21 protein-coding genes and 1 tRNA gene are annotated in these 25,277 nt (G+C 68.2%); 10 read left to right on the top strand and 12 right to left on the bottom strand.

Features of this window, described 5'->3' with window-relative positions; genetic code table 11:
- Window positions 1-91 precede the first annotated feature (91 nt).
- Together DL990_RS29025 and DL990_RS29020 are read right to left on the bottom strand one after the other, a co-directional pair.
- On the bottom strand, window positions 92-703 hold the full coding sequence (locus DL990_RS29025; protein WP_125800561.1) for a precorrin-3B C(17)-methyltransferase: 612 nt from the start codon (window positions 701-703) through the stop codon (window positions 92-94).
- A gap of 18 nt (window positions 704-721) precedes the next feature.
- Entirely contained in the window at window positions 722-1,726 is a 1,005-nt protein-coding gene (locus DL990_RS29020; RefSeq protein ID WP_125800560.1) for a YbhB/YbcL family Raf kinase inhibitor-like protein, read from the bottom strand.
- 78 nt (window positions 1,727-1,804) lie between these two features.
- Here DL990_RS29020 and DL990_RS29015 point away from each other — a divergent pair, with 78 nt between their 5' ends.
- Both DL990_RS29015 and DL990_RS29010 read left to right on the top strand, forming a co-directional pair.
- Window positions 1,805-2,257, top strand: coding sequence for an FCD domain-containing protein (locus tag DL990_RS29015; protein ID WP_125800559.1), 453 nt, complete (start codon window positions 1,805-1,807; stop codon window positions 2,255-2,257).
- Between the two features lie 148 nt (window positions 2,258-2,405).
- Window positions 2,406-5,075: a beta-N-acetylglucosaminidase domain-containing protein gene (locus tag DL990_RS29010; protein ID WP_233620607.1), complete on the top strand. Its 2,670-nt coding sequence runs from the start codon at window positions 2,406-2,408 to the stop codon at window positions 5,073-5,075.
- A 60-nt stretch (window positions 5,076-5,135) separates the two neighbouring features.
- On the opposite strand, the gene DL990_RS29005 is transcribed toward DL990_RS29010, so the two are convergent.
- On the bottom strand, window positions 5,136-5,744 hold the full coding sequence (locus DL990_RS29005) for a TetR/AcrR family transcriptional regulator (protein WP_125800558.1): 609 nt from the start codon (window positions 5,742-5,744) through the stop codon (window positions 5,136-5,138).
- 119 nt (window positions 5,745-5,863) lie between these two features.
- On the opposite strand from DL990_RS29005, the gene DL990_RS29000 reads away from it, so the two are divergent.
- From DL990_RS29000 to DL990_RS28990, 3 genes are read left to right on the top strand one after another with little or no spacing between them, the layout of a single operon-like run.
- Window positions 5,864-6,712, top strand: coding sequence for an SDR family NAD(P)-dependent oxidoreductase (locus DL990_RS29000; protein WP_233620606.1), 849 nt, complete (start codon window positions 5,864-5,866; stop codon window positions 6,710-6,712).
- Window positions 6,713-6,737: 25 nt separating this feature from the next.
- The gene (locus tag DL990_RS28995) at window positions 6,738-7,865 is read left to right on the top strand and encodes a DUF5938 domain-containing protein (protein WP_125784717.1); all 1,128 of its coding nucleotides are present in this window, start codon (window positions 6,738-6,740) and stop codon (window positions 7,863-7,865) included.
- Between the two features lie 16 nt (window positions 7,866-7,881).
- Window positions 7,882-9,411 (top strand): AMP-binding protein, encoded by a 1,530-nt coding sequence (locus DL990_RS28990; protein WP_125800557.1) that lies wholly within the window; start codon window positions 7,882-7,884, stop codon window positions 9,409-9,411.
- Here DL990_RS28990 and DL990_RS28985 read toward each other — a convergent pair.
- Window positions 9,408-10,313, bottom strand: a complete 906-nt coding sequence (locus DL990_RS28985) for an Lrp/AsnC family transcriptional regulator (protein ID WP_125800556.1) — start codon at window positions 10,311-10,313, stop codon at window positions 9,408-9,410. The genes DL990_RS28990 and DL990_RS28985 overlap by 4 nt on opposite strands.
- Before the next feature lie 209 nt (window positions 10,314-10,522).
- Here DL990_RS28985 and DL990_RS28980 point away from each other — a divergent pair, with 209 nt between their 5' ends.
- Window positions 10,523-12,184, top strand: coding sequence for an amidohydrolase (locus DL990_RS28980; RefSeq protein WP_125800555.1), 1,662 nt, complete (start codon window positions 10,523-10,525; stop codon window positions 12,182-12,184).
- Complete coding sequence (locus tag DL990_RS28975) at window positions 12,181-13,470, top strand: MFS transporter (protein ID WP_125800554.1); 1,290 nt, start codon at window positions 12,181-12,183, stop codon at window positions 13,468-13,470. The genes DL990_RS28980 and DL990_RS28975 overlap by 4 nt, the downstream gene beginning before the upstream one ends.
- Here the strand turns inward: DL990_RS28975 and DL990_RS28970 are convergent.
- The 5 genes from DL990_RS28970 to DL990_RS28950 form a co-directional block, all read right to left on the bottom strand.
- Window positions 13,467-15,041, bottom strand: a complete 1,575-nt coding sequence (locus tag DL990_RS28970) for a succinic semialdehyde dehydrogenase (protein ID WP_125800553.1) — start codon at window positions 15,039-15,041, stop codon at window positions 13,467-13,469. The two genes, DL990_RS28975 and DL990_RS28970, sit on opposite strands and share 4 nt — an antisense overlap.
- Before the next feature lie 13 nt (window positions 15,042-15,054).
- The gene (locus tag DL990_RS28965; RefSeq protein ID WP_125800552.1) at window positions 15,055-16,683 is read right to left on the bottom strand and encodes a GMC family oxidoreductase; all 1,629 of its coding nucleotides are present in this window, start codon (window positions 16,681-16,683) and stop codon (window positions 15,055-15,057) included.
- Between the two features lie 117 nt (window positions 16,684-16,800).
- The gene (locus tag DL990_RS28960; protein WP_125800551.1) at window positions 16,801-17,640 is read right to left on the bottom strand and encodes an LLM class F420-dependent oxidoreductase; all 840 of its coding nucleotides are present in this window, start codon (window positions 17,638-17,640) and stop codon (window positions 16,801-16,803) included.
- A gap of 44 nt (window positions 17,641-17,684) precedes the next feature.
- Window positions 17,685-18,851, bottom strand: a complete 1,167-nt coding sequence (locus DL990_RS28955) for a CaiB/BaiF CoA-transferase family protein (protein WP_125800550.1) — start codon at window positions 18,849-18,851, stop codon at window positions 17,685-17,687.
- Window positions 18,848-20,005: an acyl-CoA dehydrogenase family protein gene (locus DL990_RS28950; RefSeq protein WP_125800549.1), complete on the bottom strand. Its 1,158-nt coding sequence runs from the start codon at window positions 20,003-20,005 to the stop codon at window positions 18,848-18,850. Before DL990_RS28950 ends, DL990_RS28955 begins: the two co-directional genes overlap by 4 nt.
- Before the next feature lie 102 nt (window positions 20,006-20,107).
- On the opposite strand from DL990_RS28950, the gene DL990_RS28945 reads away from it, so the two are divergent.
- Window positions 20,108-20,452 carry a hypothetical protein gene (locus tag DL990_RS28945; protein ID WP_125800548.1) on the top strand — a complete coding sequence of 115 codons (345 nt, stop codon included), beginning with the start codon at window positions 20,108-20,110 and terminating at the stop codon, window positions 20,450-20,452.
- Window positions 20,453-20,511: 59 nt separating this feature from the next.
- A complete protein-coding gene (locus DL990_RS28940) occupies window positions 20,512-21,894 on the top strand; it encodes a hypothetical protein (protein ID WP_125800547.1) in 1,383 nt (460 codons plus the stop codon).
- Here the strand turns inward: DL990_RS28940 and DL990_RS28935 are convergent.
- On the bottom strand, window positions 21,891-22,556 hold the full coding sequence (locus DL990_RS28935) for a S1 family peptidase (RefSeq protein ID WP_125784729.1): 666 nt from the start codon (window positions 22,554-22,556) through the stop codon (window positions 21,891-21,893). The two genes, DL990_RS28940 and DL990_RS28935, sit on opposite strands and share 4 nt — an antisense overlap.
- A 76-nt stretch (window positions 22,557-22,632) precedes the next feature.
- Complete coding sequence (locus DL990_RS28930; protein WP_125784730.1) at window positions 22,633-23,655, bottom strand: LLM class flavin-dependent oxidoreductase; 1,023 nt, start codon at window positions 23,653-23,655, stop codon at window positions 22,633-22,635.
- Between the two features lie 242 nt (window positions 23,656-23,897).
- Here DL990_RS28930 and DL990_RS28925 point away from each other — a divergent pair.
- A tRNA-Leu gene (locus tag DL990_RS28925) sits at window positions 23,898-23,981 on the top strand.
- 452 nt (window positions 23,982-24,433) lie between these two features.
- Here the strand turns inward: DL990_RS28925 and DL990_RS28920 are convergent.
- Complete coding sequence (locus tag DL990_RS28920; RefSeq protein WP_125800546.1) at window positions 24,434-25,054, bottom strand: lipopolysaccharide assembly protein LapB; 621 nt, start codon at window positions 25,052-25,054, stop codon at window positions 24,434-24,436.
- Window positions 25,055-25,277: the final 223 nt, after the last annotated feature.

The raw sequence follows: 25,277 nt of genomic DNA, 5'->3' as shown, positions 1-25,277 counted from the left end.
TCTGGTCGCTTGAAGTGCGTGAAGGAGTCCTTCACGGACCGGGGCTACACGATCAGCCGAAGCCGGAATCCAGTAGGTGCCGGAGCCACTCTCAAGCGCCGGCGATGTCCCTTGCCAGCTGACGGGCTTCGGACATGGTGAACTTGCCGGTGATCTGGGTTTCGCCGCCGGTGATGGCGGACTGGATCATCGGCGCGGTCAGTACGCGGCTCTTCAGCACCATCGCGACCTGCTTGCCGACGTTCCCCGCGGTCCAGTCGGCCCACGTCCGCGCACCCGCGTCGGTAAAACTGAGCCCGACGATCGGGCCTCCCGATTGCGTGGCGAGCCGGGCGTTCGCCCGGCTGAGGTCGGCTCCGGTGAGGAACGCCGGGCCGAGCAGGTATTTGACGCCCTCCACACGGTCGCAGCTGACCAGCGGGAGCGCCGGATCGTCCCGGCCGTCCAGCGGATCCGGGCCCGCCGAACAGTCCAGCGCCGCCGCGGCGGCCTGTTGCCCGGCGGGATCGGTGCTCTGCCGGTCGGTCGCCGAACCTGTCGGCGGCCCCGGCGGGAGCTCGGCCAGCACCGGCCGGAACCGCAGCCGAGACCCGTCCTTGATCGTGAAGCTGTCGCCCTCGGGCTCGGCTTGACCGGACACCTCGCCCTGACAACCGGCGAGACCGAGCAAGACGAGCGCCACTACGACGGGAAGTATTCGCACGGGGTCATTCTGGCGGGTTCAGCGCCCGCGCGGGGGTGTTTCGCCTCGACGCCGGACCGTCCGTTCGAGAATCCCGAGCGTGGCCTTGAGCGCGGACACCGGGACCACAGGGAAGGTGAGGCGTTTCTTCCACTCCTCGCCGACCTCCGACCAGTCGTAGTACGACGTGACGAGGGTGCCGCCCTCGGCCGGCGCCAGCCGGTAGCCGTAGATGTGCCGGGCGTGCGGCCGGACCCGGCCTTCGACGGTCCAGGCGATCTCCTGTTCCGGGACGAGCGTGGTGATGACGACCTCGACGTCGTACTTGCCCAAGGGCACGTCCCCGAGCGCTTCACGGTCCATGTGGACGAGGAACCGGTCACCCGCCTGCCGGACCGGGTCCCCTTCCGCGTCGAGGAGCATCCCTGACGCGTCGATGTCGACATGGCCCTTCGGGTCACTCAAGACCGCGAAGACGGCCTCGGCGGAGGCCGGGATGAGCCGCGAGACCTCGACGCGCTCTTCACCCGGGGTTTCGGCCGTGGCGATCAGGACGGCGCGACCGAGCACATGCGAGGCCATGGCGAAGCCGAGGAACGCGGGCGTGGCGTCGGCCGGGACGCCGAGCGACTCGACGTCGAGGGCGTGCACCACGACGAAGTAACGGTGCACGCCGTGTCCGGCAGGCGGCGCGGCACCGAGAAAACGGGCCAGGCGAGCGTCGTTGGGCAGCTGGAAGGCGCCCTCGGGCAGCCCGGATCCGCTGTCGTCGCCGGCCCCCTCCGGCAGCTCGGTCACGGTGGCGGGGATGTCGGCGACCGCCCAGTGCCAGAAACCGGAGCCGGTGGGGGCGTCGGGGTCGTAGACGGTGACGGCGTAGCTCTTGGTGCCTCGCGGGGCACCACTCCAACTCAGTTGTGGCGAGGCGTCCTTACCGGCCAACTGATCGGGCGACCAGGCGGCACCTTCGGCGACAGACGTACTGGTGACAAGGAAGGAGGCCACTTCGGGCAGCCGGGCGAAAGGGTCATTGACAGCGGTCATAAATCGACCATAACACAGATAATCGATTATCTTTCGATTCGTCCATCCTTCATCGATGGCTTCACCGGAGACAAGCAGATGCTCTCCGAGCAGGTGTACACGCGCCTGCGGGAGGCGATCATGCGTGGCGAGCACGCCCCCGGCGCCGCGCTCAAACCGCAGGACCTCGCGAGAGAACAGGGCGTGAGCCTGGCGGTCGTACGCGTGGTCGGCGACGGCCTCGCCGACAGACTGCCCAACCGCGGTTTCGCCGTCCCGGCCTGGGAGGCCCGCGTACGCGCCGCCCATCACCGGCCGAGCCGGACGCCGCCGTTCGAATCCGACAAAGGCGAGCACCTCAGCGGTGCGTGGTCCGAAGCCCACCGCGTCTTCCACCCGACCTTGCTGGACGGCTGCGGAAACCCCGTCCTGCTCGAGACCTTCGACCGGATGTGGACCGCGAGCGAACTGGCCCGCGACGCCGACGCGGCGGCCGAGGCGCTGACCCGGCATCTCACCCCGACCGCGGCCGCACAGACGGACGAGTCATAAGTCCGCAGGCCCGTCGCTGGCGAAAATCACCCAGACCGACCTAGCCTTCGTCATCACATTGGGTGTTTCCTTGCTCGCAGAACGTCGTTGATCGACGATTTGGGGGCGGCCGATGTCCTTCGGGTGGGTACTTCGACTCATTCCGGTCATGCTTCTCGTGACCACGGTGGCGGTGGCGGTCCCCGCACCGGCGAGCGCGGCTCCCGCCGCCGAACCACCACTGGCACGGGTGTGGCCGACACCCCAGCAGCTGACGCCGCGACCGGGTCAGGTGACCATCCCGCGCACCGTCGTCGAAGTCGTCGGAGCGGGCACGGATCCGTCCGCGCTCGCCGTCGTCGACCGGGTGCTCCGCTCGGCGGGCGCGAGCACGATCGTCAAGATCACCGACAACGACCGGGCGGCCGTCGAGCGGGAACGCGGTAACGGCGGGCTCGTCGTCTTCGTCGGCGGTCCCACCGAAAGCAGGGCGACGGCCCTCGCGCTCGCCGCGCTCCGCGTCGACGGCCCCGAAGGCTTGTCCCCCGGCGGATACGTCCTCGCCGCCGACCGCGGCGTGATCGCCTTGTCCGGTGTGGACACTTCGGGGACGTTCTACGCCGCGCAGTCGTTCCGGCAGCTCTTCGCGTCCGGCAAGAGCCGCGCGTTCGGCATGCGCGACTGGCCGGCGGCCCCGCTGCGCGGCGTGATCGAAGGGTTCTACGGCGCGCCGTGGTCGCACGCGGATCGGCTGGCGCAGCTGGACTTCTACGGCCGCACCAAGCAGAACATGTACGTCTACTCCCCCAAGGACGACCCGTTCCTGCGTGCCCGCTGGCGCGACCAGTACCCGCCGGAACAGCTCGCGCTGCTCTCGCAACTGGTGGCCCGTTCCGCCGCGAACCACGTCGAGTTCACGTACGCCCTCTCCCCCGGCCTTTCCGTGTGCTACTCCTCGGACGCCGACAAGACCGCGCTGGTCACGAAGTTCCAATCACTGTGGGACATCGGGGTGCGGTCGTTCGCGATCCCGCTCGACGACATCTCCTACACCCGCTGGAACTGCGACGCCGACGCCGCGCTGTTCGGCACCGGCGGCGCGGCCGCGGGCGCGGCGCAATCGTTCCTGCTCAACCGGGTTCAGCAGGACTTCATCACCACACATCCCGGTGTCGAGCGGCTCCAGACCGTCCCGACCGAGTACTACGACCTCGCCGACTCACCGTACAAGACCGCGCTGCGCACTCAGCTCGACAAGGCGGTGATCGTCGAGTGGACCGGTGTCGGTGTGATCGCCGGGCAGATCACCGAGAAGCAGGCCCGGCAGGCGAAAGAGGTCTTCGGGCACGACATCCTGATCTGGGACAACTACCCGGTCAACGACTACATCACCGAACGGCTGCTGCTCGGCCCGTACATCGGCCGTGAGCCCGGGGTCGCGAAGTATCTGTCCGGGATCACCGCGAACCCGATGGTGCAGGCGGAGGCGTCCAAGATCGCCGAATTCACCTCGGGTGACTTCCTCTGGAACCCGGATCGCTACGATCCGGACGAATCGTGGCTCGCCGCCATCGCCGACCTCGGCGGCCCCGCTGCGCCGGCGCTGAAGGTGTTCGCGGAGAACAACTATTCGAGTCTGCTCGTCCGCCTCGAAACCGGGAAGCCGGATCTGGATTCACCGGTGTTGCGCCCCCTGCTCGCCGCTTTCTGGTCCGCGCTGGAGAAGAAGGACCCGTGGGACGCGGCGGCGAAACTGGATCGCTATCTCACCGCGATGGCCTCCGATCCCGACGAGCTGCGACACGGGATGGCGTCGAACCCGAAGTTCCTCGCCGAGGTCGGACCGTGGCTCGACCAGGTCGGCCTCTACGGCCAGGCGGGCGGTCACGCGGTGAAGATGCTGCTGGCACAGTTCGACGGCGATGGCGCGAAGGCGTGGGCGGAGCGCGGGAAACTCGTCGCCGCGCTCAAGCAGGCGCAGGCGATCCGCGTCCCGACCTCGCGCGGGCCGCGTAACCCGAGCACTTGCACGGCGGTCTGCGTCCCGTTCCTCAACAGCGCGCTGGCCACGGCAGACCGCTGGTTCGGCCTGCCGGGAATCCGGCCGCAGCCGACGACGTCGCTGGGGACCTACACCGACAACGTGCCCGCCCGGATGGTCGACGGTGACCCCGAGACCTATTACTGGAGCGACTGGGCGCCCCGCGTCGGCGCCACCATCGGCGTCGACCTCGGCTCATCGCAACGGGTGTCCCATGTGGACATCCTGATGGGCAAACCGACCAGTCCGGACGACTTCGTGCGCGACGGCGTCCTCGAGTACTCCGCCGACGGCACGCGATGGACGACCGTGAAGACAGTCACCGAACCGGTGATCTCGGCGGACCTTCCGGACGGCGCCGAGGCCAGGTTCGTCCGCCTGCGCACGACCGGACCGCAGTCCTTCTGGGTCGTGGTCCGGGAATTCACGGTGTCCACACCGGACAGTCCGAAGTACACGGTCACCGGCACCCCGGCGGGATCGAACCTGGCCGCCGCCGCGGACAACAACGCCGATTCGCTGTACACGGCGGCGTCGGCACCGATGCCCGGCGACGCGCTCGTGGTCACCTCCGCCACGCCGAAACCGTTGGACAAGGTAGTCGTACTGGCGGCGGAAGCAGGCGCGGGCGCCGACGTCCAGATCGAGGACCCGGCCGGGGGCTGGCGCACGATCGGCAGGATGTCGGGCGGCTACACGGAACTGCCCGCCGAGGGCGTCGTGACCGGCCAGGTCCGGCTCCTCTGGTCCCCGGGAGGCGCGGCGCCGAGGATCGCGGAGGTAGTACCGAAGGTCTGACGCGTTCAACGGTTCTGCCGGAGGCTGCGGAACGAGTGCCGTCCAACCCAAGGTCCGGGCCTACGAAACCAGCTGCCCCATCAACGACCCGGCATCCTCGGCCAGGCTGGTCTCCTCGCCGGCGAGATGGTGCAGCAGCGCCTGCTGGAACAAGCCGTCGAAAGCCGCATAGGCGACCGGTCGCGTCACGACCGGCGAAGCCTCAGCGAGTTCGGCATAGCGTTCCACGACGCGCCAGATCATCGCTTGCCGCTGCGTGTCGATCTCGAGCACGTCGGGGCGGAACGCGGCCTCGAACAGGCTCTGGTTCCGCAGGTCGTACCAGAGCCGGTGCATCGCGGCGTCGGCCCGCAGCGTGCCCGCCATCGCGGCGCCGAAGCCCTGCTTGAGTTCTTCGGCCGACCGCGCCGCGGCCACGGCCTCGTCGTAGCGGGTGACGCACACTTCTTCGAACTTGCGGACCGCGTAAGTCAGCAGCTCCACCTTGTCGGTGAAGTAGTAGTGCAGCACTCCGTGCGAGAAGTTCGACTTCTGGGCGATCTCCCGCAGGCTCGTCCTGGCGTACCCCAGTTCGGACAGCGCTTGCAGCGTCGAGTCCGCCAGTTCTGCCCGGCGCTGGGCGAACTTGTCCACGCTCCGGCGTGCGATCCGCTCGCTCGTCTCGGTCACCACGAGTTCCTGTCCGGTCCGGGAGCCCGCGCCTGCCGCGGGTCCCTCAGTCTAGCGTCGCGGAAATCTTGACGACTGTCCAAGATTATCTTGACGACTGTCCAAAACAGGCTCAGGATGTGACCCACACCGCAACCGCGGACCGTCTCAAGGAGGAGAAGTCCATGGGTTCGTACGACCTTTCGGGCCGGAAAGCCCTGGTCACGGGTGGAGCGCAGGGCCTGGGAGCCGGGATGGCCGAAGCGCTCGCCCTGGCGGGCGCCTCGGTGGTCATCGGCGACGTCCAGGAGGACCTCGGGCGCGCCACCGCCGACCAGATCAAGCAGAAAGGCGCCAACGCGGGCTTCGTCCGGCTCGACGTCACCGACGAACAGAGCTGGGAGCAGGCGGTCGCCGCGGTCATCGGCGAACTCGGCGGGCTGGACATCGTGGTGAACAACGCCGGTGTCGAGATCACCGGGCTCGTCGCCGATCTGGATCCGGCCGACGTGCGCAAGATGCTCGACGTCAACGTGCTGGGCACCGCCCTCGGCGTGAAGCACGCCTTCCGCGCGATGCGGCCCGGCGGACCCGCGGGCACCGGCGGCGCCGTCGTGAACATCTCTTCGGTCGCCGCGACCATCGCCTTCCCCGGGATCGCGGGCTATTCGGCGACGAAATCGGCGGTCGACCGGCTGACCAGGGTCGCCGCGATGGAGGCCGGGAAACTCGGCTACGGCGTCCGCGTCAACTGCGTCTACCCCGGCCTCGTCCCCACCCAGATGGGTAATCAGCTCGCGCAGGACGTCGTCGAGGTCGGCCTGTTCCCCAGCGTCGAAGAGGCCATCGGCGCCGTGATCGGGCAGACCCCGGCCGGGCGGCTCGGGGAGGTCGCCGACATGGCCGACGCCGTCGTGTTCCTCGCCTCCGACGCGGCACGTTTCATCACCGGCGCCGGGCTTCCGGTCGACGGCGGAATGGGCATGTGACCAGCATTCACCGAAAGGAATCCCTATGAGCAGCCCCAAGCCCGTCGTGGTCTACGGCGCCTCCGGCTACACCGGACGGCTGATCTGCGAGTACCTGCGCGAGTACAACGTCCCGTTCATCGCCGCCGGCCGGGACAAGGCCCGCATCCAGGAGGCGCTCGACCACGTCCCCGGTCTCGACACCATCGACCACGAGGTCGTCGAGGTCTCGCACGACGTCGAAGCGCTCACCGAACTGTTCCGTGACGCCAAGGTCGTCTGCAACACCGTCGGCCCGTTCAGTGAGTACGGCCACGAGGTCGTCGAAGCCTGCCTGCGCACCGGAACGCATTATCTCGACACCACCGGCGAACAGGACTGGCTGATCTCCGCCGAAGACCGCTACGGCGAGCAGATGGCGGAGAAGGGCCTCCTGCTCTCCCCCGGCATCGCGCAGATGTACACCACCGGCGAGATCGCGGCGAACCTCTGCCTGGAGACCCCTGGACTGGACACTTTGGACATCCTGGTCTTCTGGAAGGGTTATCCCACGGTCGCTTCGACGAAGACCATCCTCGTCAACGCCGCACTGTCCGCCGCCTACTACCTCGAGCAGAACGAGTATCTGCCCTGGCCCGCGGACGGCGGCCTGCAGGACGTCACCGTGCCCGGCCATCACGAGACCGGCTTGGCCCTGCCCTGGGGCGGCACGTCGCATCCGGTCTGGTTCAAGAACGACGCCCGCGTGGCGAACGTCAAGGCCGTCGGCGGCGTCTTCGATCGCGCGCTCATGCAGGGGGTGCCGCAGATCGTCGCGGCCGTCCTGGAACAGGTGAAAGACCTGCCGCTGGACGAAAAGATGCGCGTGCTGGCGGAGCAGGCCGCGGCGGTGCGCGACGAGATGCCGCCGCGGGAGAACCAGCGGCTCAACACGTCGCTCGATTCGGTGCACGCCTCGGGACCGCTGGGCCGCGCGCATTGCGTCATCCACGGCACCTGCAACTACAAGCAGACCGGGCTGATGCAGGCATACGGTGCGTACTCGCTGCTGCAACAGCCACCGAAACGGGTCGGTTTCGCGTCCGGGTGCCAGGCTTTCGGCCACCGCGAACTGCTCGGCGTGCTACGAAGCTTCGGGCTGGTTTCGAAGCCGGTCTTGACCGTCCACGACTGACCGGGAGGACGAGCGCGTGCGACTGACCGACTATCTCGACAAGGGCGCTTCACTCGATCCGGCGGCACCCTGCCTCACCATGGGCGACACATCCCTCAGCTACGGCGAAGTGCGGGAACTGTCGTGGCGGGTGGGGCGGGCGCTGGCCCGGTCGGGTGTCAAGCCCGGCGACAAGGTGGCGATCCTGTCCGGGAACGATCCGCTGTCGTTCGGCTGCGTGTTCGGCATCGGCCGGGCCGGCGCCGTGTGGTGCCCGGTCAACCCGCGCAACGAAGCCGCCGAGAACAGGGAACTGCTCGACCTGTTCGACTGCACCTGCCTTCTGGTGCAGGAGTCTTTCGCACCGCTCGTCTCCCGGATGCTTCCCGACCTGCCGAAACTGTCCACAGTGGTCTGCCTCGACGGCTCGATGCCCGGCGCCGTCCCGTTTTCCGAATGGCTCGATGAGGCCGAGCCGTGGGAGGAGACCCCGCTCGACGACATGGTCCTGCTCGTCGGCACCGGCGGCACGACCGGCCATCCCAAGGCGGTGATGCTCAGCGGTACCAACGTCGAGACGATGTCGGCGCTCACGCTGATGAGCTACCCGTTCACCGGGCGGCCGCGCTATCTGGCGCTCGCCCCGCTGACGCATGCGGCGGGGGTGCTCTGCTTCCCGGTCCTGGCGCTCGGCGGCGAGATCGTCGTGATGCCGTCGCCGGACCTCGGCGAGTTCCTCGCGCTGGTCGAAAGCCGCCGGATCACGCACACCTTCCTGCCGCCGACCCTGATCTACCTCCTGCTCGACAATCCGGCGCTGGACAGTGCCGATCTTTCGTCGCTGCAATGCCTTTGGTACGGCGCCGCGCCGATGTCGGCCACGAAACTCGCCGAGGCGATCACCCGGATCGGCCCCGTCTTCGGGCAGTTGTTCGGCCAAAGCGAAGCGCCCATGATGATCTCCACCCTCGCCCCCGCCGACCACGTCCATCCCGACGGCTCGCTCGCGCTCGAACGGTTCACCTCCGCGGGCAGGCCCACCCCGCTCACCCAGGTCGCGATCATGTCCGAGACGGGTGCACTGCTGCCGCCCGGCGAACGCGGCGAGATCGTCGTCCGCGGTTCGCTGGTGATGCTCGGCTACTACAAGAATCCGGCCGCGACGGCGGAAGCGAGCGCGCACGGCTGGCATCACACGGGCGACATCGGGTATCTCGACGAGCATCATTACCTCTACATCGTCGACCGCGCCAAGGACATGATCATCACCGGCGGCTTCAACGTCTACTCGGCCGAGGTCGAGCAGGCGCTCATGGCCCACGAAGCGGTGCAGGACTGTGCCGTGATCGGGCTGCCGCACGAGAAATGGGGTGAGCAGATCACCGCCGTGGTCCAGCTCCACACCGGGAAGACAGCGGTGGCGCAAGAACTCCGTGCCGTGGTCAAGGAGCGGCTGGGCAGCGTCAAGACCCCCAAGGAGATCCTGATCTGGCCGGATCTCCCCCGGTCCAAGATCGGCAAGGTGCTCAAGACCGAGATCCGGAAATCCTTGCTGGACAACGACTAGCGGCGTGCGAGTTCGTCCGCGGTCGGCAACGGCCACTCGTACCGTTCCTTGGCGATACGGAGGTGGACCCACGTTTCCGCGGTCACGACGTCGGGCCTGCCACTGATCTCTTCGAGCGCCCGGTCGAGGTCGCGGGCGGACTGCGCCGCGATGGTGGCGACGACGTCGAACCGGCCGATGGTCCTGGCGAGGAACTCGGTGTCGTCGCGCGCGGCGAGCGCCGCCGTCACGGAGTCCCCCGCGCCCCGCACGTTCAGGCCGATCCCGCAGACCAGGCCGGCGTCCGGACGGGCCCGGCTGAGTACCGGCGCGATCCGGATGACGTCGTGTTCCACGAGGAAGCGCACGCGGGTGCGGGTGGCCGACGGCGAAAGCCCGACGTGTTCGGCGATGCGCGCGTAGCTTTCGCGCCCGTCGGCTTGCAAGCGCAACATGATCGCGAGGTCGCGATCGTCGAGCCGCAGCCAGGGCGGCAGCGGACGGCCGGGCATGAACAGGCCCTTGACCACGTCCACGTAGACGAGGGTGTTGACCTGCTCCACCTCCGGCAGGCCGCGGATGTCCGCCACCGTGCGGTAAAGCTCCGGGGAATCGGGCAACCGCAGCTCGGCGACGGTCTGGTACTCCCCGCTCACCGCGGAGACGAAGGCCGCGGCAGGCAGCGCCGCGATGGCGTCCGTCGTCGCCTGCGAACGGCCCGACGTGCGGATCGCGAGATGCGCGTACGCGGTCAGGCCGAGGAACTCGGGATGGACCGCCGCGACCACGTTGAGCGAACCGTCGGCCTTCAGCTGCTCCAGCCGCGCCGACACGGCCGACCGTGACGCCCCGACGCGGTGAGCCAGATCGGCAACGCTCATCCGGCCGTCCGCGCGCAAAGCCGCGACCAACGCGTCGTCCACGGCGGTTTCCCCTCTGCTGAGTTTCCGACGGCAGACGGCACCATATCACCGGCCAGGCAGCCCGAACGACAGCCGAGTTGCGCGTTCTGTCCATGATCGCCGACATATCGATCGCGAACACTGTCCGTGCACGACCGATCTGATTGCGCTCGCGGTTCTCGTCGCTTACCTTCGCCCCACTTCACCGTCGAATCCCTGGAGTCCGCGCGATGCGTCTGTTGCCCCTCGATCGTTCAGTCCTCGACGCGAGAGCGACGATCCTGCTTCCCGACGAGCTGGTGACCGTCGACGACGCCACCGAAGGCGCCGGAGCGGTACTCGTGTTCGGCGAGGAAATCGCCGCCGTCGGCTCGGTCGACGAATGCCGCGCCCGCGCGGCGGGCCTCGGCCACCCCGAGCCGGAGGTGCGACGGCTGCCGGGCACGCTCCTGCCCGGCTTCATCGATCCGCACGCGCATCCGCTGATGTACGGGCAGATGATGACCTGGGTGGACTGCGGTCCCGAGCGCGCGTCGACCATTCCCGAGATCGTCGCGCTGCTGCGTGAAGCGGCCGAGAACACCCCGGCGGGCAGGCCTGTCCGCGGTTACGGCTACGAGCATCGCAACCTCGCCGAGAAGCGGCATCCCCGCAAGGAGGAGCTCGACGCGGTCGCCGAAGACCGCGAGGTCTACCTCATGAACGCCAGCGGGCACGGCGGCGTGGTCAACAGCTTCACGTTGCGGCGCAACGGCATCACCCGCGACACCCCGGATCCCGACGGCGGCGTGTTCTTTCGTGACGAGCACGGCGAACTCACCGGGGAGCTCTCGGACGCGGCGTGCAACATCCTCACCGGCGTCACCGGGGTGAAGGTCGGGCGGCACGGGCCGAACTTCCACCTCGAGGACGAGCCGGAGGAGCACGCGCGGCAGCTGGCCGCCGCGCAGGAGAAGTTCCTCGCCGCGGGCGTGACCGCGATCGGCGACGCCCAGGTCACGCGCCGCGAATTCGACATGTATCTGCGGCTGGACGAAGCCGGTCTGCTCAAGACGCGCGTCCACATGTACCTGCTGTCGCATCTGCTCGACCAAGCTCTGGAAATGGGGCTGCACGGTGCTTTCGGCACCACACGGCTCGCGTTCGCGGGGATCAAGTTCTACGCCGACGGCACGCTCGGCGGCTGGACCGCGTACTTCCCGGACGGCTACGTCGGCGATCCGTGCCGCACCGGGCAGCTTTACCACGACCCGAAGGACTACTCCGCGCTGATCGGCAAGGCGCACGAGGCCGGGCTCCAGACCGCGACCCATGCCCAGTCCCCCGACGCCATCGCGATGGTGCTCGACGCCATCGAGGACGCGCAGCGGCGAAATCCCCGGCCCGACGCCCGTCACCGCATCGAGCATTGCGGGTTGCCGTCCCCGGAGCAGATCAAGCAGATGGCCGCGCTCGGCGTCCACCCGGTCAACCAGCCGCAGCACTACTACAACTGGGGCGAAGGCGTCACCGACGCGGTCGGCACCCCCGGCGAGCGATTCAACCCCCTCGGCGAGTTCCAGGCGGCGGGTGTCCCGGTCACGCTGAGCTCGGACGCCCCGGTCGCGGAGCCGAACCCGCTCGAAGCCATCCAGACCGCGGTGACCAGGACGACCCGGCGCGGCCACCGGCTCGGCGGCGACGAGCTGCTGATCGACGTCCGGTCGGCCGTCGCCGCCCACACGATCGCCGGCGCCAGGGTGCTCGGCCGTGAGCGCGACCTCGGCTCGATCAGCCCCGGCAAACGCGCCGATTTCGTGCTGCTCGGCGAGAATCCCCTCACCTGCGAGCCGGACCGGATCGCCGGTATCCGCGTGCTCGAAACCTGGATCGACGGCGAGGTGGCCCGATGACCGTCCAAACCGACACCCAGTCGCTCCGTCGAGCCCGCCGGGCCGGGCTCGCGGCCTTCGTCGGCACCACGATCGAGTGGTATGACTTCTACATCTACGCCACGGCGGCGAGCCTGGTCTTCGGTACCGTGTTCTTCCCCGCGACCGGCGACCGGCTGACCGGAGTCGCGGCGGCCTTCGCGACCTACGCGGTCGGGTTCTTCGCACGGCCGCTCGGCGGCATCGTGTTCGGGCACGTCGGTGACCGGGTCGGCCGCAAGACCGCGCTCGTGGTGACCCTGACCATGATGGGCGCGGCGACCTTCCTCGTCGGCTGCCTGCCCGGATACGCGCAGATCGGCACGTGGGCGCCCATCCTGCTCGTGGTGCTCAGGTTCGTCCAAGGGCTCGCCGTCGGCGGTGAGTGGGGCGGCGCCGTGCTCATGGCCGTCGAACACGCGCCGCCGGACAAGAAGACCTTCTACGGCGCCTTCGCACAGGCAGGGAATCCGGCGGGCGCGCTGCTGGCCACCGGCCTGTTCAGTCTCCTGAGCATCGGCGGCACCGAATGGCTCACCACGTGGGGCTGGCGGATCCCCTTCTTCGCCTCCGTGCTGCTCATCGGCGTCGGCCTCATCGTGCGCCTGAAGGTCGAGGAGTCGCCGGTCTTCGAAGAAGCCGCCGAGGAAACCGGCGCGCCGATCCTGTACGCCGTCCGGACGAACTGGAAACCGATCCTGCTGGGCATCTGCGTGCTGCCCGTCGCGGTCGGCGGCTACTACCTCGTCACCACTTTCGCGACGGCGTACGCGACCGATCCGGCCGTCGGCGTCTCCGAATCGCTGGTGCTCAACGCGCTCACCATCGCCGCGTTCGTCGAACTGGTCGTCAGCTTCGGCGCGGCCTGGCTCGGCGATCGCTTCGGCCGGGTGCGGGTGGTCGTGATCGGCCTTGTCGGTGTCGCCGTACTCGCGGCACCGCAGTTCCTGGTGCTCTCGACCAAGAACGCGGCGCTGATCATCGCGGCGTTCGTGGCGATGCGCCTCGCGATGACGGCGACCTACAGTCCGATCGCCGCCATCCTGTCGCAGATGTTCCGCCCGCGGGCGCGGTACACCAGCATCTCGCTGTCCTACCAGCTGGCGGGCGCGCTCTTCGGCGGCCTCTCGCCGTTGGTGTCGACCCTGTTGTTCCAAGCGACGGGCAGTGTCTGGCCGGCGATCGGCCTGCTGATCGGCATGTGCGTGCTGAGCATCGTCTGCGTGCTGGCCGCTCCGCAGCACACAGACTCCCCGGACACGGCCTAGCGGATGCGCAACCGCCGCATGAGCTTCAGCCCGGACAGCATCCCCTCGACGTACTTCTCGTAGGTCTGGCCGCCACGGGGGCCCATGACCTGTTTCTTGAGCACCGCCACGTTCTTCACGTCGGTGTACTTGAGCAGGCCCTGGTCCCCGTGGCGGGCGCCGACGCCCGAATTCTTGACGCCGCCGGACGGTGTCCCCTTGGCGGCGTACGCGGTGGCGAGGATGTCGTTGATGTTGACGTTGCCGGACTCGATCCGCGCGGCCACGGCGCGGGCGGCGCCGACGTCGGCGCCCCAGACCGAGGCGTTGAGGCCGTACTCGGTGTCGTTGGCGAACGCGACGGCCTCGTCGACCGTGCGGTACTTGTGCAGCGCGACAACGGGTCCGAAGGTTTCGGTGACACCGCAGAGCATGTCCTTCGTGACGCCTTCGAGGATCGTCGGTTCGAAGAACGCCGGGCCGAGATCGGGCCGCGGCTTTCCTCCACAAAGGACGGTCGCGCCCTTCGCGACGGCGTCGTCGACATGCGACTTGACGCGGCTCATGTGGTCGACGGAGACGAGCGAACCCATGTCCGGCCCGAAGTCATAGGCGGCGCGGACGTCGAGCGCCTTGGTCTTGGCCACGTAAGCCTTCTTGAACTCGTCGTAACGGGATTCCGGCAGGTAGATCCGCTCGATGTGCATGCAGATCTGCCCGGTGTTGCCGAAAGCGCCGAAGATCGCGCCCTGCACGGTCTCGGCCAGGTCGGCGTCTTCGAGCACGATCATCGGGTTCTTGCCGCCGAGTTCGAGACAGCAGCCGATGAGGTTGCGGCCCGCCCGTTCGCCGATCACCCGGCCGGTCGCCGTCGAACCGGTGAACATCACGTAGTTCGCCTGGTCGATGAGGGTGGGGCCGACGTCGGGCCCCTCACCGCACACCACCTGGAACAGGCCCTTCGGCAGCCCGGCCTTCTCCAGCAGCTCGACACCGTAGAGCGGGGAAAGCGCGGTCTTGTTGTCGGGTTTCAGCACCACCGCGTTCCCGGCCATCAGCGCCGGGACGGCGTCGGAAATGCCGGTGGCGAAAGGAAAGTTCCACGGCGCGATGATCCCGACCACGCCCTTGGGCTGCCGGACTTCGGTCGACGTCGTCAGGAACGGGACCGGCCCGCCGCGTTTGGTCGGCGCCAGCAGTTTGGTGGCCCGCGTGAGGTAATGGCTCATCACCATCGCCGGATCACAGGTCTCCTCGATCGCCATCCGCCGGTTCTTGCCGCTCTCGGCCTGGATGAGGTCTGTGACGGCCGGCGCGTTGTCGACGAAGAGCGTGTGCGCCCGTTTGAACACCTCCAGCCGCTGCTTGAGCGGTGTCGCGGCCCATTTCTCCTGCGCGGCGCGAGCGGTGGTGAACGCCTGCTCGATGTCGGCGGGTGTCGACTGGGGCAGTTCGACGAGCACGTCACCGGTGTAGACCTCGGTGAGCTTCCAGGTCGCGCCGGACGAGCCCGGCACCCGGGCGACGAGGCGTCGCAGGAACGCGTCGGTCACCGACGCCGGACGGGTGAGCGCGAGCGGTGTGACGGTCATGACCCTCTTTCCGTCAGTTGTCCGACAGGACGAGCTGCGCGCCCATCTCACCGATCATGATGGCGGGCGCGTTGGTGTTGCCGCCGGTGATCGACGGCATGATCGAGGCATCGCAGACCCGCAGGCCGTCGACACCGCGGACCTTCAGGTCGGGACCGACGACCGCGAGCTCGTCGACGCCCATCCGGCAGGTGCCGACGCCGTGGTAGACCGAGGTCGCGCGGTTCAGGATCGCGTCGCGCAACTCCTGGCCCCGCAACCCCTTGCCCGGGTGGAGTTCTTCCTTGATCGAGCCGTTGAACGCCCCCGAGGCGAAGATCTCGCGGACCATCTCCGAGCCCTCGCCGAGCACTTCGAGATCGGCCGGGTCGGACAGGTACTGGGGGTCGATGAGCGGCGCCGCCGTGGGATCGACCGAAGCGAGGCGCAGCGTGCCGCGGCTCTTCGGGTAGATCAGCGTGGTCAGCACGGTGAGCGCGGGCCGTTTGTCGACGTCGTGCCGGATCGGCGCGTCCTGGTTGGGCGTCACGTACGCCCACGGCAGGAGGTGCAGCTGGAGGTCGGGCACCTCGGCGGCTTGAGAGGTCTTGAGGAAGGCGACCGCCTCGAAGACCGAGTTCGCCAGGAACGTCGTGCCGGGCCGCATCAGTTCGCTGACGAGGCCGCGCGCGAAGTACGGCGGCGTGCCCCTGTTCTTGCTCGACGACGCGCGGAAGGTCAGCGCGTGGAACATGTGGTCGTGCAGGTTGTCCCCGACCGGCAGGTCCGCGACGACGTCGATGCCGTGCTCCTTCAGGTGCTCGGCGTGGCCGATCCCGGACAACATCAGCAGCTGCGCGGACCCGACGAAGCCTCCCGCGAGGATGACCTCCTTGCCCGCGCGCAGCGTGCGCTGTCCCCCGTTCGCGTCGACGACCTCGACGCCGACCGCACGGCCGTTCTCGATGAGTACCTTCTTCGCCAGCACTCCGGACTGGACCTGCAGCGTGGCGGGCGCGAGATGGTGGATGTAGCCGCGCGAGGCGCTGTACCGGAGGCCGTCTGCGGCGTTCTGCTGCATCCGGCTGACGCCCTCTTGGGACTCGGCGTTGTAGTCGTCGAGGATCTCGCAGCCGATCGCGTCGGCGGTCGCCTGGAGGAATTGGAGCGTGCCCTCCTGCGGGGTCTTGTTGCGGGTGACCCGGATCGGCCCGCCCGCGCCCCGGAAGTCGCTCTCGCCGTCCTCGAAGTCCTCCATCCGCTTGTACGCGGCGTTGACACTGTCGGCGTCCCAGCCCTTGTTGCCCTCGGCGGCCCAGGAGTCGAAGTTGGCGCGGTTGCCGCGGACGTAGACCATGCCGTTGATGGAGCTGGAGCCGCCGACCACCTTTCCGCGCGGCACCGGCATCCGCCGATCGAGAACATGTTTCTGCGGCACCGAGTAGTAGCCCCAGTCGAAGGGCTTCTTCAGCTGGGGCACCGCGTGCATCGGGCCGACCAGCCCCGGCTTCTTGACGAGCATCTTCTGGTCGCTCTTGCCCGCCTCGAGCACGATCACGCTGGCTCCGGTTTCCGCCAGCCTGCCCGCGATCGCGGCGCCCGAGCTGCCCGATCCGACGACCACGTAGTCGGCCTCGTCGCCGCGCGCAGCCCTGTTCGCCATGTCCGCTCCTCGGTCCGCCCACCGTGCAGAACTGTAACCTGTTCTAGTTCTGTCACCGTATAGCGAGACCGGCCGGTTCCGCAACGGGCCGTCGCTCCCCGGCCGGTCTTCGAGTCCTCAGCGCAGCGGCTCGAGCACCTTCGCCAGCGGCTCCAGCACGGCTGGCGTGTGCGGCGGCGGCAGGTAGATGATCGCCAGGTCGAGGCCCGCTTCACCGAGGGCTTCGACGCCCGCGGCGACCTTGGCGTACTCACCGTCCGTGCCGAGACGCACGTGCGAGGACAAGGTGATCTCGTTCGGATCCCGGCCGATGTCCGCGCAGTGCCGGTGCAGCACCTCCCGCTTGTGCGCGAACTCCTCCGGCGTGCCGCCGACGAAGTTCCAGTGCTGGGCGTACTTCGCGGCCGTGCGCAAGGTCCGCTTCTCGCCGCTGCCGCCGATGCAGATCGGCGGATGTGGCTTCTGCACACCCTTCGGTTCACAGCGGGCGTCGGTCAGCTGATAGTGCTCGCCCTGGAAGGTGGTGCTCTCCTGGGTCAGCAGGCCGACGAGCACCTCGCAGGCCTCCTCGAACCGGTCACTGCGTGCCTTGATGGTGCCGAGTTCCATGCCGTACGCGCCGGATTCCTCCTCGTTCCAGCCCGCGCCGACGCCGATCTCCAGCCGGCCGCCGGAAACGATGTCGAGCGTCGCGGCCATGTTCGCGAGAAGCGCGGGGTGCCGGTAGTGGATCCCGCTGACCAAGGTGCCCAGCCGGAGTCGTTTCGTGGCCTGCGCGAGCGCGGTGAGGGTCACCCACCCTTCCAGGCACGGACCGGTCGAATCCGAGAAAATGGGATAGAAGTGATCGAAGGTCCAGCCCGATTCGAAGAGTTCGATCTCGTCGGCGGCCTGCCAGACGGCGAGCATGTCGGACCAGACGGTGTCCTGCGGCGAAGTCTTGATGGCGAATCGCATGATCTCGAGCGTAAACCTGGAGTTCCTCCAGTCGCTCCCGGAATTCAGCGGGCGATGCCACGGCGAAGGTAGTCGTCGGCGTCCACTCCGGACTCGACGAGCAAGGCTCGAGTGTGTTCCCCCAGCGCCGGGACGTCGCCCATGCACGCCTCGAAATCGTCGAAGGTCACCGGCGGCAGCAAAGCGTCGATCCGGGCGAATTCGGTACCGACCTCGCGCCAGCGATCACGGGCCCGCAGCTGGGGATGATCGGCGACCTGGCCGACGTCCTTGAGCTGGGCGGCGGGAACCCCTGCCGCGGCGAGCCGTTCGTCGAGTTCGCTGTTGGACCACCGCGAAGTCCGGGCGGCGACGGCGGCGTCGCATTCCGCGCGGTGAGCCACGCGTCGCACGTTCGTGGTGAAGCGGGGATCGTCGGCGAGTTCGGGCGCGTCGAGGACGTCGGTGACGAGGGTGCGCCAGCCGGTGTCGTTCTGGACGCCGATCAGCATCTGGCCGTCACGGGTGGGAAAGGCGTCGTACGGCGCGATCGAACTGTGGCTCAGGCCCATGCGTTCGGGCTCGGTTCCGGCGTACATCCGGGTGTTGAGCGCGTACCCCATCCATTCGATGGTGGCCTCCAGCATCGAGACCTCGATCGTCGCGCCCTCGCCGGTGCGCCAGCGGCGCAGCAACGCCGCCAGCACCGCCTGCGCGCAGTACATGCCGGACGCGATGTCCGCGGTCGGGATCCCGGTCTTCGCCGGAGCGTCCGGGGTGCCGGTGATCGCGATGAGCCCGGCCTCGGCCTGGACCAGCATGTCGTAGGCCTTGCGCCGCTCCATCGGCCCGCCCGCCCCGAATCCGGACAGGTTCACCACGACCAGCTCGGGATGGTCCGCCCGCAGATCACCGAAACCGAGCCGCTCGGCCGCGCCGGGAGCGAGGTTCTGCACGAACACGTCGGCCTTCGAGACCAGCCGCCGGACGACGTCACGGCCTTCGGTGGTCTTGAGGTCGACGGCGAGCGACTCCTTGCCTCGGTTCAGCCACACGAAATGCGCGCCGGTGCCGTGTACGGCGTGGTCGTAGGCACGCGCGAAATCCCCGCCGTCGACGCGTTCCACCTTGATCACGCGCGCGCCGAGATCGGCGAGATTGCGGGTGGCCAGCGGAGCGGCGACAGCCTGTTCGATGGCGACGACGGTGACCCCTTCGAGCGGCCGGGTCATGCTTTCTTCTTCTCGGCCCGCACCAGACCGCCACCGATGATCAGCCGCTGGATCTCGCTCGTGCCCTCGTACAACCGCATCAACCGGACGTCCCGGTAGATGCGCTCGACCGGGACCTCGCGCATGTAGCCGCTTCCGCCGTGAACCTGCACCGCCAGATCCGCGGCCTTCCCCGCCATCTCGGTGCAGAACAGCTTCGCCGCCGACGGCGCGATCCGCCGGTCCTGCCCCGTCACATACAACCGCGCCGCCTCACGGGCGAGCGCCCGGCCGGCGAGCACACCGGTCTGCTGATCGGCGAGCATCGCCTGCACCAGCTGGAAATCCCCGATCGGCGTGCCACCCTGAGTCGCCGTCGCGGCATACGAGACCGACTCGTCGAGCGCCCGCTGCGCCGTCCCGACCGCCAGCCCCGCCATATGGATCCGGCCGCGGGCCAGCGACGTCATCGCTGCCTTGTAGCCGACATCCCCGTCCCCGCCGACGAGTGCTTCCGGCCCGACACGCACCTGCGAAAAGGTGACATCCGCGGTGCGCGAGCCTTCCTGCCCCATCTTCGCGTCCTTCGCGCCGATCGTGATGCCTGGCGCGTCCGCGGGCACCAGGAACACCGCGATGCCGGTGCCCATACGCGCGAAAACCACGAAAAGACCGGCCTCGGTGGCATTGGTGATGAACTGCTTGCCGCCGTCGATGACCCAGCCGTCGCCATCCGGCTTCGCGCTGGTCCGCAGCCCGGCCGGATTCGATCCGGCACCCGGCTCGGTCAGCGCGAACGACGCGACGATCTCGCCCGACGCGATACCCGGCAACCACCGTGCCCGCTGCTCGTCCGTGCCGAACCCGACCAGCACCTGCCCGGCGATCCCGTTGTTCGTCCCGAACATCGACCGCAACGCCAAGGACGTGTAACCGAGCGTCATCGCCACCTCGACGTCCTGCACCAGATCGAGGCCGAGTCCACCCCACTCCTGCGGGATCGCGTACCCGAACAACCCCATCGCCGCGGCCTGCGCCCGCAGATCGGCCGGGATGGCGTCCGTGCTCATGATCTCCAGCTCACGAGGCATCACGCGGGTACGGACGAAGTCGTCGATCTGGCCGAGGACGGCCGCGAACACGTCGTCGGGGACGTCGGGGTTGCCGGTGTACATGACCCTCACTATCGATCACCGGCCGGACTCCGGTCCACTCCCCAGAGTGGATCTGGCCGCGAGACCTACCGGCGATGTTGATCATCGTCCTAACGTCGAAGGATGCGTACACGTACCGCTTTCCTGGCCATTGCCAGTGCCGTCGCCTTGTGCTTCACGATCCCCGCGGTGGCTTCCGCGGCCGAGGGCGAATTCACCTACCGCTACTACGACGAACACGAAGAGCTCCAGGTCGGCATCCTGGTGGACCCACCCAGCGGCGAATGCATCGAAATCCCCGAAATAGCCGACTGGGACGTCGACGCGTTCCGTCCACGCAACGACACCGACTCGACCGCGGTGGTGTTCCTGGACGACGACTGCGCGAGCGACTCCTACTTCACGCTCCGCCCCAACGGCGGCCGCGGTTCGGACAGACTTCTCCTGCGCTCGGTCATCTTCAGTTAGGCCAAGCGGATCTGGACAATTCACCCCGCGCTGGAAGGATGACTCCCGGGGTGATGGTCATGGCACGGCGTGGTCTGACTTTCCTGGCTCTGCTCACCGTCTTACTGGGGCTGGTGAGTCCTGGCGCCTCGGCCGCCGGCCCGGTGACCAGATACGAGGGCGAACTCGAAGGCGCGCGTTATCTGGTCCTGGTGCCGGAAAACTGGAACGGCACGCTCATGCTGTGGAGTCACGGGATGTACTCCCTGGCGTATCCGGAGCCGGAGCGGATCGCGCTGACCTCACAGCCCACGACCGAGTCTTACCTGCTGGAGCAGGGCTACGCGCTGGCCGCGTCGCAGTACCGGGCAGTGCGCGGCTGGTCGATCGAGGAAGCGCTGACCGACCAGATCCGGTTGCACGACTGGTTCGCTCGCACGGTCGGAACGCCCCGGCGGACCATCGCGGCGGGCGAATCGGTGGGTGCGATCACCGCGACCCTGCTCGCCGAGCGGAACCCGCGCCGGTTCGCCGGGTTGATGACCTTCTGCGGCAACCTCGCCGGCGGGGCCGCGCACTGGAACTCCGGGCTCGATCTCGGCTACGCGCTGAACACACTGCTCGACGCGCGGCTGGAACTGGTGCGGATCACCGACCCCGCGGCCAATGCGGGCAAGTTCGCCGACGTGGTCCAGGCCTCCACCGCGAACCCGCAAGGCCAGGCCCGGCTCGCGCTGGCGAACGCGCTGGCCGAGATCCCCGGCTGGTTCGACGCCACCCGTCCCCGGCCGGCGGCTGTCGCCGATCAGGTTTTCTGGCAGGGCGTATGGGATCGCTTCTACCGCGCCAGTGCGTTCGGCGTCGACAGGGTCGCGTTGGAACAGCGCGCGGGCGGCAACCCGAGCTGGAACGTGGGTGTCGACTACCGGCGGATCCTGGCGAAGGCAGGCGAGCGGCCGCTGGTGGAACGCGCCTACGCGGAAGCGGGCCTTGATCTCGGCACCGACCTCGACAAGTTGGCGAGGGCGCCACGTGTCTCGCCTGATCCGGCCGCCGTGGGTTACCTGGCGCGATTCGGGCTGCCGCTGGGACGCACGCCGTTCCCGGTGCTGACCATGCACACCATCGCGGACGGCACCGCGCCGGCGGCACACGAACGCGCCTACGCCGAGCGAGTCGCGCTGGCCGGAGACCCGGGGAACCTTCGTCAGCTGTTCGTGAACCGGGCCGGACACTGTGTGTTCACCGCGTCCGAGGAGATCACCGCCCTGCGTACGCTGGAGCGGCGACTGGACCGCGGACACTGGCCGTCGAGCGGACCTGCCGCGCTGAACGCCGAAGCCGCCGGGCTCGCCGCGGAACACCAGACGATCTTCGACGCCGTCGGGGAAGCCCGGGTCACGACCACGCCCGCGTTCGCGCGGCACTCCCCTCCCCCGTATCCGAGGGCGCTGCCGTTCTAGGTTCCGGTGAGGATCGTCAGCCCGTAGGCCGACAGGACGCGGTTGACCGGGAAGAAGTAGGTGGTGCCGCCGCTGGAACAGTTCCCGCTGCCGCCGACCAGTACTCCCTGCGCCTGCGTCCCGCTGACGAACGGCCCGCCGTTGTCACCCGGCTCGGCGCATACGGAAGTGCGGGTCAAGCCGGTCAGCGTTCCTTCGGGGAAGGTGATCGACACGTTCTTCGCCTGAATGATCCCGCAGTGCCAGCCAGTGGTCGCGCCGTACCGGCACACCGACGAGCCGACCGGCGCTTCGACCGAACCGGTGATCGTCACCCGGCTGTCGGTGGGCGGGATCGATCCCACCAGCCGCCAGTCGGTCGTGTTGGTCACGCGGATGACGATCGCGCCGGTCGGCGGGACCTGGGCGCCCACGACCACCCCGACCACCCGGCCCGCGCTGCGGATGGTGTCGCCGGGTTTGCCGCAGGAGGAACTCGCGATCAGATAGCCGGTCTTGCCGGAGACGGCGGCGAATCCCGCCGTGCACCGGGACGAGACGCTGGTCTGCAACACGCTCCCGCCGCCGAGCGGGGCCGGCGCGCTCGCTTGCGCCGTCGGCGGCAGGGCCAGGCAGAAGACCGAGGCGAGGCCGAACAGGAAGTGGAATCGGGGCAGTCTCATGGGACCCTCCGATGGCCGGGGATCCCCTGATCGTAACGAGCGAAGCGCCCCGGCCCATCCGCCGAATCGCGCATTCTCAGCGCCAGCCGAGCTCCGGCGCCACGTGCGTGAGGATGCTCTCCAGGACGTGCGCGTTGTACTCGACACCGAGCTGGTTCGGGATGGTCAGCAACAAGGTGTCCGCGGCCTCGATCGCCTCGTCCTCCTTGAGCGCCCGCACCAGCTCATCCGGCTCCGCGGCATACGACCGCCCGAAAATCGCCCTGGTCGTCTCGTCGATCATGCCTACCTGGTCGCGCGAGTTCCGATCACGCCCGAAGTACGCGCGGTCCAGGTCGTTGGTCAACGCGAAGATACTGCGGCTGACCGACACCCGCGGCTCCCACGCGTGGCCGGCCTCCTTCCAGGCTTCGCGGTAGGCCTCGATCTGCTTGCGCTGCTGAACGTGCAGCGGCTCGCCCGTCTCGTCGTCCTTGAGCGTGGAACTCTGCAGGTTCATCCCCTGTTCCGCGGCCCAAACAGCGGTCGCGTTCGAGCTGGATCCCCACCAGATCCGCTCGCGCAACCCCTCCGAGTACGGCTCGAGCCGCAACAACCCCGGCGGATTGGGGAACATCGGCCGCGGATTCGGCTGCGCGAACCCCTCGCCGTCGAGCAGCTTGAGGAAGACCTCGATGCGCTGCCGCGCCATGTCCGCGGCGGTCTGCCCCTCCGCGGGCCCGTAACCGAAGTACCGCCACCCGTCGATCACCTGCTCCGGGGACCCCCGGCTGACCCCGAGCTGGAGCCTGCCCCTCGAGATGAGGTCGGCGGCGCCCGCCTCCTCGGCCATGTACATCGGGTTCTCGTAGCGCATGTCGATCACGCCCGTCCCGATCTCGATCCTCGAGGTCCGCGCGCCGATCGCCGACAGCAACGGAAACGGACTGCCCGCCTGCCGCGCGAAGTGATGCACACGGAAGTAGGCACCGTCCACGCCGAGCTCCTCGGCCGCGACCGCCAAGTCGATCGACTGATGCAGGAAGTCCGCGGCGGACCGGGTCTCGGAGTGCTCACTCGCCGACCAGTGGCCAAACGAGAGGAAACCAATCTTCTTCACAGCACGTGTAAGCGCTCCGTGACCGGGTTTGATTCCCCGCCGCCCACGACCTTCTGTCACCGGCAGTCACGCTACGCATTTCTAGCTTCCGACCTGGGGACTTACCCGTACTATCCATCCATCCGGAGACACAAAAGCTGTCGGAGGGTAACCGATCATCGTCTCAATGTAGGTCTGCGTGACGACACAGACCCCCCTGATTGAGGCCTCCGAGGCGACGTATACTCTTCTCACATCAGCAAGTCCGAGTGGCGGAATGGCAGACGCGCTAGCTTGAGGTGCTAGTGTCCTTAACGGACGTGGGGGTTCAAGTCCCCCCTCGGACACCCGCTTTAGGTGAGAACTCACCAGTTACGAGAACCTTCACTCAACACTACCGAGTGAAGGTTTCTTTATTTTTCAAGGCCCGGGGACGGCGTCGCAGGTCACCGCTGCGGACGCCGGCTCAGACGCGCGATGGCGCCGTGTGAGTTCGAACCCCCAGCTCGGCTGCGTCGAGGTCTCCCCACGACGCGGCTTCAGTCAAGACTTCGCGAGCTTCCTCGTCGCGCCCCGCTGTCGACAATGCTCCGCCTTTCGCAAGGAGGAGGTCAGAAGAAGTGGGTGCGCAAGCGCTGCCGAGAGCGCAGAGGCAACAGCTCGACGGTGGACGAACAGGACGCGTCGATGCGGTTCGTGACCACCACTGCGACCGGGACGTTCCTGATCCTGCCGGGGTTTCGGGCGGACCATCCGCTCGGTTCGTCCCTGTAGCAGCCGTCCACCCGATAACCGAGACTCAGCCGGACTCTCCACTCGGGAGTGTGTCACGGGCTTGGAATTCTCTGAGTGCCTTCTCCGCGCCCCCTACACCGGCATCGCGTGCGCGACGAAGCATCCGCCTTGCGCCTTCGAGGTCACCCTCGTGCTTGCGCATCGAGGCGGCCTGCACCAGGAACCGGGGGTGCCCGGCATCCACCAGTTTGAGCAGGAGCCGTTCAGCACCCGCGCGATCACCACCCTTGGCGCGGGCGGTGGCGAAGATCGGCAGGAAGTCTTTCGGCTTCGCCATGGCCAGTGCGTAAGCACGGTCGTGTCGCCCCGTGGACTCGTACACGCGGAGGAGGCCTGTCACTGCAGTCCACGAGAGTCGGCCGAGTTCTCTGATAGACCTGCGATAAATGCGTTCGGCTTGGCGCAGAGCGCCCTGCTCCTCATGCAGTTCGCCGATCTGCGGAAGCACCCAGTACATTCCCGCGTTGTAGGCGCGCCAGAGCAGCGCTCGTGCTCCCTCAGGATCGCCCCTGCTTGCGCGGATCATGCTCAGGTTCGCGACACAGACCAGCTCGTTAGGGGTGGGACTCTGGTGGGTGGCGCGGATGGCGACGTTGCGGGTTGTGTGGTCGTAGTAGAGCTTCATGGCGCAGGCTTCGTATAGACCGTGCTGCAGCGGGTCGGGAGCGGTCCTCGGCCGATCTCGCTATGGTGCGTGGCAGCGGATTCCGACGTTGGGAGCGCCATGCACGTCGAACTCGAACTGCGTGGTGAGGTGTACAACCTGATGCGGCTGGCCGCCGTGCCTGGTGGGCCGCTGGTGGCCTGCGCCGACAGCGAGTCTTGGGTCCAGCTGTGGGACGTCGCCC

The sequence above is a fragment of the Amycolatopsis sp. WAC 01416 genome (genome assembly GCF_003947485.1).
In the GTDB taxonomy this organism is placed as follows: Bacteria; Actinomycetota; Actinomycetes; order Mycobacteriales; family Pseudonocardiaceae; genus Amycolatopsis.
Note: the sequence above shows the minus strand (reverse complement) of the source record. Positions and strands in the feature narration are given on the sequence as shown.

Bases quoted from the DNA above. Each gene is read 5' to 3' on its own strand.
- DL990_RS29020 (WP_125800560.1), bottom strand. From the start codon at position 1,726: ATGACCGCTGTCAATGACCCTTTCGCCCGGCTGCCCGAAGTGGCCTCC.
- DL990_RS29015 (WP_125800559.1), top strand. From the start codon at position 1,805: ATGCTCTCCGAGCAGGTGTACACGCGCCTGCGGGAGGCGATCATGCGT.
- DL990_RS29010 (WP_233620607.1), top strand. From the start codon at position 2,406: ATGCTTCTCGTGACCACGGTGGCGGTGGCGGTCCCCGCACCGGCGAGC.
- DL990_RS28995 (WP_125784717.1), top strand. From the start codon at position 6,738: ATGAGCAGCCCCAAGCCCGTCGTGGTCTACGGCGCCTCCGGCTACACC.
- DL990_RS28980 (WP_125800555.1), top strand. From the start codon at position 10,523: ATGCGTCTGTTGCCCCTCGATCGTTCAGTCCTCGACGCGAGAGCGACG.
- DL990_RS28975 (WP_125800554.1), top strand. From the start codon at position 12,181: ATGACCGTCCAAACCGACACCCAGTCGCTCCGTCGAGCCCGCCGGGCC.
- DL990_RS28970 (WP_125800553.1), bottom strand. From the start codon at position 15,041: ATGACCGTCACACCGCTCGCGCTCACCCGTCCGGCGTCGGTGACCGAC.
- DL990_RS28965 (WP_125800552.1), bottom strand. From the start codon at position 16,683: ATGGCGAACAGGGCTGCGCGCGGCGACGAGGCCGACTACGTGGTCGTC.
- DL990_RS28960 (WP_125800551.1), bottom strand. From the start codon at position 17,640: ATGCGATTCGCCATCAAGACTTCGCCGCAGGACACCGTCTGGTCCGAC.
- DL990_RS28955 (WP_125800550.1), bottom strand. From the start codon at position 18,851: ATGACCCGGCCGCTCGAAGGGGTCACCGTCGTCGCCATCGAACAGGCT.
- DL990_RS28950 (WP_125800549.1), bottom strand. From the start codon at position 20,005: ATGTACACCGGCAACCCCGACGTCCCCGACGACGTGTTCGCGGCCGTC.
- DL990_RS28945 (WP_125800548.1), top strand. From the start codon at position 20,108: ATGCGTACACGTACCGCTTTCCTGGCCATTGCCAGTGCCGTCGCCTTG.
- DL990_RS28940 (WP_125800547.1), top strand. From the start codon at position 20,512: ATGGCACGGCGTGGTCTGACTTTCCTGGCTCTGCTCACCGTCTTACTG.
- DL990_RS28935 (WP_125784729.1), bottom strand. From the start codon at position 22,556: ATGAGACTGCCCCGATTCCACTTCCTGTTCGGCCTCGCCTCGGTCTTC.
- DL990_RS28920 (WP_125800546.1), bottom strand. From the start codon at position 25,054: ATGAAGCTCTACTACGACCACACAACCCGCAACGTCGCCATCCGCGCC.